Raw genomic sequence first — 3,427 nt, 5'->3', positions numbered from 1 at the left:
CCGCGTTCGCGCTCCGTTCGAGCCGGTCCGTGGGCCGCAGCCCTCGCTCTGCGCCCGCGACGCGGCGCGACGGGCGAGCGGGCCCGGCCGGGCCGCCGGGGCCGCGATTGCCGTTGACTTTTTTGCGGTGCGGCTGGAACGTGAGCGGCCCCTTTAACACTCGTTTTTTTCCGATGCGGACAGCGTAAAAATGTTCAAGCGAATCCTGATCGCCAACCGCGGGGAGATCGCCTGCCGGATCATCAAGACGGCCCGACGGATGGGGATCGAGACGGTCGCCGTCTATTCGGATGTCGACAAGGACGCCCTCCATGTCGAGATGGCCGACACCGCGGTCCATATCGGGCCGGCGCCGGCCGCCGAGAGCTATCTGGTGATCGAGAAGATCATCGCGGCCTGCCGCGAGAGCGGCGCCGAGGCGGTGCATCCCGGCTACGGCTTCCTGTCCGAGCGCGAGGCTTTCGCCGTCGCGCTGGAGGCGGCCGGCATCGTCTTCATCGGCCCGAATCGCGGCGCGATCGCCGCCATGGGCGACAAGATCGAGTCCAAGAAGGCCGCCGCGGCCGCCAATGTCTCGACCGTGCCGGGCTTCCTCGGCGTCATCGAGGACGATGCGCACGCCGTGAAGATCGCCGAGGAGATCGGCTATCCGGTGATGATCAAGGCCTCGGCCGGCGGCGGCGGCAAGGGCATGCGCATCGCCTACGACCGCTCCGAGGTGGCGGAGGGCTTCAACCGCTCCAAGTCGGAGGCGAAGTCGGCCTTCGGCGACGACCGCGTCTTCATCGAGAAGTTCATCGTCGACCCGCGCCACGTCGAGATCCAGGTGCTGGGCGACAAGCACGGCAACGTCATCCACCTGGGTGAGCGCGAGTGCTCGATCCAGCGGCGCAACCAGAAGGTCGTCGAGGAGGCCCCGTCGCCTCTCCTCGACGCCGAGACGCGCGAGAGGATGGGGGCCCAGGCGGTCGCGCTGGCCAAGGCGGTCGGCTACGATTCGGCCGGCACGGTCGAGTTCGTCGCCGGCCAGGACAAGAGTTTCTACTTCCTGGAGATGAACACCCGCCTGCAGGTCGAGCACCCGGTGACCGAGCTGATCACCGGCGTCGACCTGGTCGAGCAGATGATCCGGGTCGCCGCCGGCGAGCCGCTGGCGCTGAAGCAGAGCGACGTCACGATCTCCGGCTGGGCCGTTGAGAGCCGCGTCTACGCGGAAGACCCGTCGCGGAACTTCCTCCCGTCGATCGGCCGTATCGTGCGCTTTCGCGCGCCGGTCGAGCGCCACGGCGACCACTTCGACCAGATCACGGTGCGGGTCGACACCGGCGTCTACGAGGGCGGCGAGATCTCGCTCTACTACGATCCGCTGATCGCCAAGCTGATCACTCATGCGCCGACCAGGGCCGGCGCCATCGACGCGCAGGCGCGGGCGCTCGACGGGTTCTACGTCGAAGGCATTCGCCACAACATCCCGTTCCTCTCGACGCTCATGCAGCACGAGCGCTGGCGGGCCGGCCGGCTCTCCACCCGCTTCATCGCCGAGGAGTGGCCGGACGGCTTCCATCCGCTGCAGGCCGAGGGCGAGCGGGCCAAGATCATCGCCGCCGTGGCGGCCGTGATGGAGTTCCAGACGACCGAGCGCAAGCGCAAGATTTCCGGCCAGATGAAGCACCCGCACGTGCCCGGCGACCGCCGCCGCATCGTGCGGGTCGGCAAGCAGGAGATCGAGCTCGAGGTCGAGCGCGAGGGCAGCGGCATCGACGTGCACTTCATCGAGAACGGCAAGAGGGGCCGCAAGCGCTACACCGAATCGACCTGGAAGCCGGGCGATGCGTTGTGGCTCGGCGTCATCGACGACGACCCGATCGCCGTGCAGGTGCACGACATCCCCAACGGCCATCTGATGACCCACCACGGCATCGAGGTGAAGGTCTACGTCTACAAGCCGTGGGAGGCCTTCGCGATCCGCCTGATGCCGGAGAAGGCGAAGCTCGACACCGGCAAGAAGGTGCTGTGCCCGATGCCGGGCCTGGTGCTCTCGGTCGAGGTGACGCCCGGGCAGGACATCAAGGCGGGCGAGACGCTCGCCGTGATCGAGGCGATGAAGATGGAGAACGTGCTGCGCGCCGAGCGCGACGGCACCGTCGCCAAGGTGCACGCCAAGAAGGGCGACAGCCTGCCGGTCGACGCCGTCATCCTGGAATTCGCCTGAGCGCGACGGGCGTACCCGCGGCCTGGCGCCGCGGGTACGCCGGTGGTGCGATGGGACCTTGTCAGAACGGCCGGGCCTCGCTCACAATCCGCGGGTCGGCCGACGCCTGCCGACGGGTCGGAAGACTCCCGTTGTCGAAGGCCATGGGTTGGTTCACTTCTCCGGCGGTGCCACCGGGATCGCCGGGCCGGTCGCGGCCGCCCGACAGGGTCGCCGCGCAGGCGGTGCAGAGGGCGTTGCGTGCGTGTCGTCGCCGGACGCCGATCCCTCGTGTCGGGACGCTAGCATCTGGGGACGTGCACGATGAACGACGTGAACTTTCAGGACTGGGTCGGCCGCACCGAGGAGACCAGCGACCAGGCCTATCCCACGCCGCCGCGGGCGCTCGCCGCGACTCTCGATCAGCCTGCCGGCGAGTTCGGCGTCGGCAAGCCGCTGCCCGAGCTGTGGCACTGGCTCTATTTCCTGCCGATCGCGCCGACGAGCGAGATCGGCAGCGACGGCCACCCGCGGCGTGGCGGCTTCCTGCCGCCGATCACGCTCGAGCGCCGCATGTGGGCGAGTGGGCGCTACACCTTCCACGACGCGCTGCGGATCGGCGACGTGCTCCACAAGGCCTCCGAGATCACCAAGATCTCGTCCAAGGAGGGCAAGACCGGATCGATGGTGTTCGTCACGGTGCGGCACGCGGTCCGCTCGGGACGGGGCCTCGCCGTGGAGGAGGAGCAGGACATCGTCTATCTGCCGATGCCCAAGACCTTCACGCCGCCACCGCCCACGCCCGCACCGGAAAAGCCGACATGGAGCGAGCCGTGCGCCATCGATCCGGTGCTGCTGTTCCGCTTCTCGGCGCTGACCTTCAACGGTCACCGCATCCATTACGACATGCCCTATGTCACCGAGACCGAGAAGTATCCCGGGCTCGTCGTGCACGGGCCGCTGCAGGCGCTCCTCCTGCTGGAGGCGGCCAAGCGCCGCAATCCGGGCAAGACGCCGGCCCGCTACACGTTCCGCGCCGTGCATCCTGTCTTCGGCCACGACCGCGTCAGCCTGATGGGCGTCGCCCGCCAGGACGGCGGCGAGGATCTGTTCACCGTGAACGGCAACGGTCACGTCGGCATGCAGGCGACCGTGGCGTGGGCGCCGAATGATCAATCGCGCTGACACTGCGCCGCCTTCTCACCTCTCCCCGCGCGCGGGGAGAGGTGAGAAGGC

At 68.6% G+C, this 3,427-nt stretch carries 2 protein-coding genes; both read left to right on the top strand.

Going from position 1 to position 3,427, the window contains the following annotated elements; genetic code table 11:
• Positions 1 to 190 precede the first annotated feature (190 nt).
• Positions 191 to 2,212, top strand: coding sequence for an acetyl-CoA carboxylase biotin carboxylase subunit (locus CH341_RS29705; RefSeq protein ID WP_111422995.1), 2,022 nt, complete (start codon positions 191 to 193; stop codon positions 2,210 to 2,212).
• 303 nt (positions 2,213 to 2,515) lie between these two features.
• A complete protein-coding gene (locus CH341_RS29700) occupies positions 2,516 to 3,376 on the top strand; it encodes an HTD2 family dehydratase (protein ID WP_111422992.1) in 861 nt (286 codons plus the stop codon).
• Positions 3,377 to 3,427 lie beyond the last annotated feature (51 nt).

This window comes from Rhodoplanes roseus (genome assembly GCF_003258865.1).
In the GTDB taxonomy this organism is placed as follows: Bacteria; Pseudomonadota; Alphaproteobacteria; order Rhizobiales; family Xanthobacteraceae; genus Rhodoplanes; species Rhodoplanes roseus.
This window is presented reverse-complemented; position numbering and strand designations above follow the sequence as displayed.

Coding starts and splice junctions, on each gene's coding strand:
- CH341_RS29705 (WP_111422995.1), top strand. CDS start 191: ATGTTCAAGCGAATCCTGATCGCCAACCGCGGGGAGATCGCCTGCCGG.
- CH341_RS29700 (WP_111422992.1), top strand. CDS start 2,516: ATGAACGACGTGAACTTTCAGGACTGGGTCGGCCGCACCGAGGAGACC.